At 71.7% G+C, this 7,041-nt stretch carries 5 protein-coding genes; all 5 read right to left on the reverse strand.

The genetic code is table 11. The features are described from left to right. A partial coding sequence (locus D7W81_RS38285; RefSeq protein ID WP_120560299.1) for a hypothetical protein occupies positions 1 to 1,095 on the reverse strand: 1,095 nt, incomplete at its 3' end. A gap of 646 nt (positions 1,096 to 1,741) precedes the next feature. Continuing rightward, a complete protein-coding gene (locus D7W81_RS43895; protein WP_244227719.1) occupies positions 1,742 to 2,755 on the reverse strand; it encodes a c-type cytochrome in 1,014 nt (337 codons plus the stop codon). Next, entirely contained in the window at positions 2,752 to 3,282 is a 531-nt protein-coding gene (locus D7W81_RS38295; protein WP_120560300.1) for a DUF3341 domain-containing protein, read from the reverse strand. The genes D7W81_RS43895 and D7W81_RS38295 overlap by 4 nt, the downstream gene beginning before the upstream one ends. Continuing rightward, positions 3,279 to 4,703 (reverse strand): NrfD/PsrC family molybdoenzyme membrane anchor subunit, encoded by a 1,425-nt coding sequence (nrfD, locus tag D7W81_RS38300; protein ID WP_120560301.1) that lies wholly within the window; start codon positions 4,701 to 4,703, stop codon positions 3,279 to 3,281. The genes D7W81_RS38295 and nrfD overlap by 4 nt, the downstream gene beginning before the upstream one ends. After that, positions 4,700 to 7,041 (reverse strand): 4Fe-4S dicluster domain-containing protein (locus tag D7W81_RS38305; RefSeq protein ID WP_244227720.1); only part of this gene is annotated, 2,342 nt, incomplete at its 5' end. The genes D7W81_RS38305 and nrfD, both read right to left, overlap by 4 nt.

A 7,041-nucleotide genomic window follows, 5' to 3' on the forward strand; every position in this document is an offset into this window, starting at 1 on the left:
TCCCTGATCGACGCCCACCCACGCGGTGAGCGCCGTCCAGGGAATGAAGACGCGTCCCGGGAAGAGGGAGGGGAACAGCAGCCAGGCCACGTCCACGGCATGCATCGCGAGCAGCCACAGCGCCACGGCCCCCAGCACTCGCGGGCGCGACTTGAGCTCGCGCGACAGGAGCAGGGCGAAGGGGATGACGAAGTGGCCCAGCACCAGGGCCATGGAGAGGGCGCCCCAGCCGTCCTCCATGCGGACGCGGTACCAGCCCACCTCCTCCGGCAGGGCGGCGATCCACATGAGCATGAACTGTGAATAGGCGATGTAGGCCCAGAAGCAGACGAACGCGAACAGCAGCGTGCCCAGCCGGTGGTAGTGGCCCGGAGACAGCAAGCTGCCGAAGTGCTGCGTGTCGCGAGTGGCGGCGCCCGCGATGATCAGCAAGGCCAGCGCGCCCACGAAGGAACCGGAGAAGACGTGGACGGCGTAGACGGTGGACTGCCACGTCGCCTCCAGCGACATCATCCAGTCCAGCGTCATGAAGGAGAACGTGAGGGCCAGGGCGGGCAGCGCGCCTCCACCCAGCCGCCGCTGCCACAGGGTCCAGCGCACGTCCCCCGTCGCATCCTGGCGCACGGACCAGCGGTGCAGCAGGTGGCTCACGCCGCCCCAGGTGACGAAGTACAGCGCCGCGCGCACCAGGAAGAAGGGCACGTTGTTGTAGGGCCGCCGGTGCTCGAGCACGTGAAGCGTGTGTTCGCCCAGGCCCGGGGAGGGCTCGACCCACGGGTACAGGTGCCGCAGACCCAGCGCGAGGGGCACGAAGAGCAGGAGGAACAGCGGCGCGGTGGCGGCCATGACCTCCAGCGCGCGCCGCAGCACCACGGGCCAGCGCGCCTTGGCCGCGTGGAAGACAGCGAGCAGCAGCAGCGCCCCCAGGCACAGGCCCAGCCAGTAGGTGAAGCCGAAGAGGTAGCCCGCGAGCGCCTGACGCACGTCGAGGAAGGCACCGAGCGCGGTGGCGGCGAGGCCCACGACGCCGAGCGCCACACTGATGCCCAGCGCGCGGTGTCCCCCTTCGAAGCGTGGGAGCACGGGAGTGGTCATCGCGCGCGGACCTCCTCCTGGCCGGACCGCGCCTGGGCGGTAGCGCGCACGAAGGGCGGGGATGCCAGACCTCTGGACCTGGATCTTGTCTCGCTGACTGAGAAGAGAGCCGCCAACCGGGCCTCCGTGTCGGCGGCGCAGCGCGCGAACGGGTCCGACTGTCGGACCCGTTGGGAAGGCTTCGGCCGGAAGGGGCTTCCGTCCCCTGCGAGCAGCGGAGCCCCATGGGAGAGCTCCCTGCCGGCGGCGCAGCGTGCGAACTGGTCCGACTGTCGGACCAGTTGAGAGAACTTCGGCCGGGAGGGGCGTCGGCCCCCTGCCAGCAGCTGAAAACCCTGGGGGAGCTCCCCGTCAGCGGCGTAGCGCGCGAACTGGTCCGACTGTCGGACCAGTTGGGAGCGCTTCGGCCGGGAGGGGCTTCCACGCCATCCGCTCAGCGGCGCCCCCTGAGGGAGTTCCCTGCCGGCGGCGCACCTCGCGAACTGGTCCGACTGTCGGACCAGTTGGGAGCGCTTCGGCCGGGAGGAGGTTCCGTCCCATGCGAGCAGCGGAAACCTGTCCGACGTGCAGACCGGTTGAGGCCATGTCAGACGGGCGGGGTACAGCATGGAGGCCCGGGGGCCTGGCACCATGGGAGCGAGGACCGTCATGGCGCGCGGACCTCCTGGCGCAGCCGCGCCTGCACATCGGGCGGGGCGACGGTGAGCGGTGCTCGCTGGCTGCGGCCCAGGGCTCGCAGGTACGCGACCACGGCCCAGCGTTCATGAGGCGTGAGCTGCGGTCCGTAGGCGGGCATCACGCCGAAGCCGTGGGAGATGACCGCGAAGTAGAAGCCCGGCGGATGCGGCAGATCTCCCGTCGTGGAGCGAGCATTGAGCCGTCCCTCCATCGCCAGGCCTCGCGGCCCCACGAGTGCCGCCTGCCGGGCCCGTGCCGCGTCCGTGTCACTCACGGTCACGCGCTCCGGCTCCGGCTCCGCATCCGAGGCACCGGTCCCCCGTGCACCGCTGCGTTCCGATACGTTCGTGGGAGCCCCATCCACCGCTTCGGGCCGCGACTCCGGATTCACGCGGGATGCCGCCCAGGCTCGGGGCCATCCCGCGTCACTCGTCCAAGGGACCGAGGCACCGGGCCGCCCCGCATCGGCCGTGTCCCTCACGGCGCCCCACCCGTCCACCCTCGCGGGCAGCGGGAATGCTTCGGGTCCCACCCTCGCGGTCACGGCCGGAATGCCCGTGTACGGGGCCTCACCCTCCGCGACGCCGTAGACCACCTGCGTCGCATGGTCGTGCGGCACGAACAGCCCGGGCGGCCGGCGCTGCGGCATCTTCCTGGCCACGATGGCGTCCCCGTCGCCCGTCAGCCCGTGGCACACCGCGCACCACGTGTCATAGGCCGTGCGTCCCTCTTCCAGCAGCTCGCGCGTCAACGGCACCGGCACGGCTTGAAGCCATCCGCCCTCCGCCGTGAGCTCCTGCGTGCCTCCGAGCGCGCGCCACTCCTGCGCCACCGTGCCCGGCACCAGGGGCCGCATCGCCCGGCCGTCCTCGAAGAACGCGCTCGCCCTGAACGCCTCCGCCCGCGGCTGTGACGCCATGGGATCCGTGTCGTCGCACGCGGCCATCCCGCCCAGCAGCGCCAGGAGCCCCCACGGCCTCATCGCGCGCCCTCCGCCACCACCGACACCTGCCGCGCGCCCAACTCGCGCAGGGCCGCCTCCACCACCGGGGCGTCCTTCGCGTCCACCGCCACGCTCGCCCAGAAGCCATCCACGGACGCGCTGCGGAAGGACTCCACGTCGAACACCGGGTGCGTCACGTGCGGGAAGCCGAAGATCACCATCAGCGCGCCGAAGACCGCCAGCGCCGCGCTCAGCACGCCCAGCTCGAACGCGATGGGCAGGTTCGTGGGCACGCTGTGCAGTGGCCGGCCTCCCACGTCCAACGGATAGTCCACCGCGTTCGCGAACCACTGCGTCACATACGCGAACGCCGCGCCCCCCAGCCCCGCCCCCAGCGTCAGCAGCGGCAATGGGGAGCGCTTCAATCCCAGCGCCTCGAACGTCTCCTCCACCGGGAACGGCGTGTGCGCGTCCAGCTGCTCGAAGCCCTTCGCGCGCAGGTCCTTCAGCGCGGCCACCAGCGCGTCGCTGGACGCGAACTCCCCCAGCACCCAGTGGCGGCTCACGGGGCACCTCCCGGGGGACGCGAGTGCTCCTGGCGGAAGCGCAGCGAGGCATCCACCTCGCGTTGGAGCTCCTTCATCTCGCTCACCGAGACCGCGGGCACCCACTTCAGGAACATCAGGAACGCCGTGCCGAAGAACGCCACCGTGCCGCCCAGCAGGCTCCAGTCCACCCACGTGGGCCGGTACGCCGCCCAGGACGAAGGCAGGAAGTCCATGCTCAGCGACGCCACCACGATGAGGAAGCGCTCCGTCCACATCCCCACGTTGATGAGCAGCGACGCCACCCACAGCACCGCCACGTTCGTGCGCAGCCGCGAGGACCAGAACAGCTGCGGCACCGCGACGTTGCAGAACAGCTGCATCCAGAACAGCGGCGCGTACGGTCCGGAGACCTGCGCCTGCGTGGCGTGCAGCTCGAACGGGTTCGCGCTGAACCAGGCGAAGAAGTGCTCCTGGAGGTAGCCGTACGCCACCATCCACCCCGTCGCGAGCAGCACCTTCGCCATGTTGTCCAGGTGCAGCGGCGTCACCACGTGCTCGATGCCCAGCGCCTTGCGTGCGGGGATGAGCAGCGTGAGCACCAGCGCGAAGCCGCTGAACACCGCGCCCGCGACGAAGTACGGCGGGAAGATCGTCGTGTGCCAGCCCGGCAGCTGCGCCACCGCGAAGTCGAAGGACACGATGGTGTGCACGCTCACCACCAGCGGCGTGGCCAGCCCCGCCAGCAGCAGGTAGCCCGTGCGCCACTGCCGCCAGTGCCGCGCGGACCCCCGCCACCCCAGGCTCGCCAGCCCGTACCAGAAGCGCGCCCGGGGCGTCCTCGCCGTATCCCGCGCCGTGGCCAGGTCCGGAATCAACCCCAGGAACCAGAACAACAGCGACACCGTGAGGTACGTCCCCACCGCCGCGATGTCCCACGTCAGCGGCGAGCGGAACTGCGGCCACGCCCGGAGGCTGCTGGGATACGGCACCAGCCAGTAGAACTTCCACGGCCGCCCTAGGTGCAGCAGCGGGAAGAGCCCCGCGCACGTCACCGCGAAGAGCGTCATCGCCTCCGCGAAGCGGTTGATGGACCCGCGCCACTTCTCCTGGAACAGCAGCAGGATGGCGCTGATGAGCGTCCCCGCGTGGCCAATGCCGATCCACCACACGAAGTTCGTGATGCCGAACGCCCACGCCACCGGGATGTTGTTGCCCCACATCCCCACGCCCACGAAGAGCGTGACGCCCACCGCCACCGCCAGCACCGCCGTCCCGGCAAGCCCGAAGCCCAGCAGCGTCCACCACGTCCGGCCCGGCGGGCGGTGCACGTACGCCAGCAGCGACTCGCTGTACTCGCGGTCGGAGTAGCGCCCCTCCAGCAGCGGGTGCTCCGTCAGCGGATCTCCGGGCGCGGGCACCTGTGGGTCGGCCGTGCTCATGCGCCTCCCTTCGGCGCCGGGTTCTTCAGGCGCACCAGGTGCACCGTGCGCGGCCGGGTGCCCAGCGTGTTGAGCAGCTTGTAGTGCCGGGGATCCTCGTGCTCGCGGCGCACCCGGGACTCCGGCGCGCGCAGGTCCCCGAAGGTGATGGCCTCCGTGGGACAGGCCTGCTGGCACGCGGTGCGGACCTCGCCCTCGCGCACGTCCCGGTGCGCCGAGCGCGCGACGGCTCGCGCCCGCTCGATGCGCTGCACGCAGTACGTGCACTTCTCCATCACCCCGCGCGAGCGCACCGTCACGTCCGGGTTCTGGCGCAGGCGCGTGAGGGGTTCGCGCTGCTGATACTCCAGGTAGTTGAAGCGGCGGACCTTGTAGGGGCAGTTGTTGGAGCAGTACCGCGTGCCGATGCAGCGGTTGTAGACCATCTGGTTCAAGCCCTCGTCCGAGTGGACGGTGGCGTTCACCGGGCACACGTACTCGCAGGGCGCGGCCTCGCAGTGCACGCACGCCACGGGCTGGGTGATGAAGCCCGGGGCGTCCGGGTCGCCCAGGAAGTACCGGTCGATGCGCAGCCAGTGCATCTCCCGGCTCTTGAGCACGCCGTCGCGTCCCACCACGGGCACGTTGTTCTCCGCCTGGCAGGCCACCATGCACGCGCTGCACCCCGTGCACCGGTGCAGGTCGATGGCCATGGCCCACTGGTGGCGCTCGCTCACGAGCGGCGCGGAAGCGGGCGGGTAGATCCGTTCGCCGTCCTCCTGGAGCGGCTGGAGCGTCTGGGGCTTCGCTCGGAAGGCCGCGCCCGTGAGCTGGAGCGCCAGCTGGCGTCCCTCCATGCTCCAGTGCTCCTGCGTGAGGGCCAGCGCATGGTGCCGGCCCGTCCGGGTGAGCGTCGGGGTCCCGCCGCCCCAGGGCAGGTCCCGGAACCGCAGCGCGTACGCGTTGACGCCCACGCCCTGCCCCACCGGGCCCACGCGCTCGCGGCCGTGGCCCAGCGCCAGCGTCACCGTGTCGTCCGGCTGGCCGGGCAGCACCAGCACGGGCACCTCCACCGCCTGCCCCAGCACCTCGATGCGCGCCACGTCCCCCTTCTCCAGTCCCTGCGCACGCGCGGTGGCCGGGGAGAGGAGCGCGGCGTTGTCCCAGGTGAGCTTCGTCACCGGGTCGGGCAGCTCCTGGAGCCACGCATTGCCGGCGAAGCGGCCGTCGTACAGCCGCGAATCCAGCACCAGCGACAGCTCCAGGCCCTGGGGTGCCTCCGTCAGGTGGCTCGCGCGGGCCTCTGCTCGGAGGTCCGGTGCGTCCTGGACGATCCGGAGGGGATTCAGCCCCGCCACGTCGAGCGCGTCCTGCACCACCGCGGCCTCATCCAGCACGGCCCGCGCGGGGGGAGCCCGGGTGCCAGGGATGACGCCGTCCGAGAGCCACGTCTCCCAGCGCGCCTCGAAGTCCGGTGGCGCCCCCGAGCGCTCCCTCCACAGGGACTGGAGCAGTTCGTAGGGGCTCTGTGACTCCAGGCCCGCGAAGACGGCCAGGAGCTCCACTTCCGGCACGGCGCCCGGGAACAGGGGCGCGATGAGCGGTTGCAGCACGGACGCGGTGCCGTCCGGTGCGCGGCCGTCACGCCAGGACTCGAAGGGGTGCGTCGCGGGGACGAAGGTGGGGCAGAGCGCGGCCGTCTCGTCCTCGTGGAGGCCGTGGTAGAGGCGGAAGGGGGCTCGCTCCAGGTAGCGCGTGAAGCCCGAGTCCACCGCCGACGTCCAGGCCGGGTTCCACGCCGTGATGATCAGCGTGTCCACCCGTCCAGCGAACAGCTCCACCATGAGCGAGTTCAGCGCCTCCGGGCCTCCTTCTGGAAGCGCCACGGGCTCCAGCAGCCGGGGCGGGTTGCCCAGCGCCTCGTCCACCGCGAACGCCAGCTCATGCACCAGTGGCGGCTGCCGCGCGCCCACTGTCACCCGGCCCTGGCCCCGGTGGGCGAGCAGGTCCCTCGCCGCTCCGCGCACCCAGGCGCGCTGCATGTCCGTCAGCGCGGTCGGAGGAACGTGCAGTTCCGCGAGCCTCGCGGCCAGTGCCGCCGTGACACGCGGGCGCGGTCCGCCTTCCGTCGAACGTCCTCCCGCTGGCGCATTCGCGCCCAGGCCCGCGTCCACCTTCCCCGCTGGCGGCATCACGCCCAGGCCTGAGCCTGTCTTCCCTGCCGGTGCTTCCACGCCCACGCCCGCGTCCACCTGCCCCGCTGGCGGCGCCACGCCCAGGCCCGCGCTCGCCTCCCGTGCAGGTGCCTCCACCCCGAGGTCCGCGCCGGCATTCCCCGCTGGTGCAGGCGCTGTATGCG

The sequence above is a fragment of the Corallococcus aberystwythensis genome, from assembly GCF_003612165.1.
Lineage (GTDB): Bacteria > Myxococcota > Myxococcia > Myxococcales > Myxococcaceae > Corallococcus > Corallococcus aberystwythensis.

Coding starts and splice junctions, on each gene's coding strand:
- D7W81_RS43895 (WP_244227719.1), bottom strand. CDS start 2,755: ATGAGGCCGTGGGGGCTCCTGGCGCTGCTGGGCGGGATGGCCGCGTGC.
- nrfD (WP_120560301.1), bottom strand. CDS start 4,703: ATGAGCACGGCCGACCCACAGGTGCCCGCGCCCGGAGATCCGCTGACG.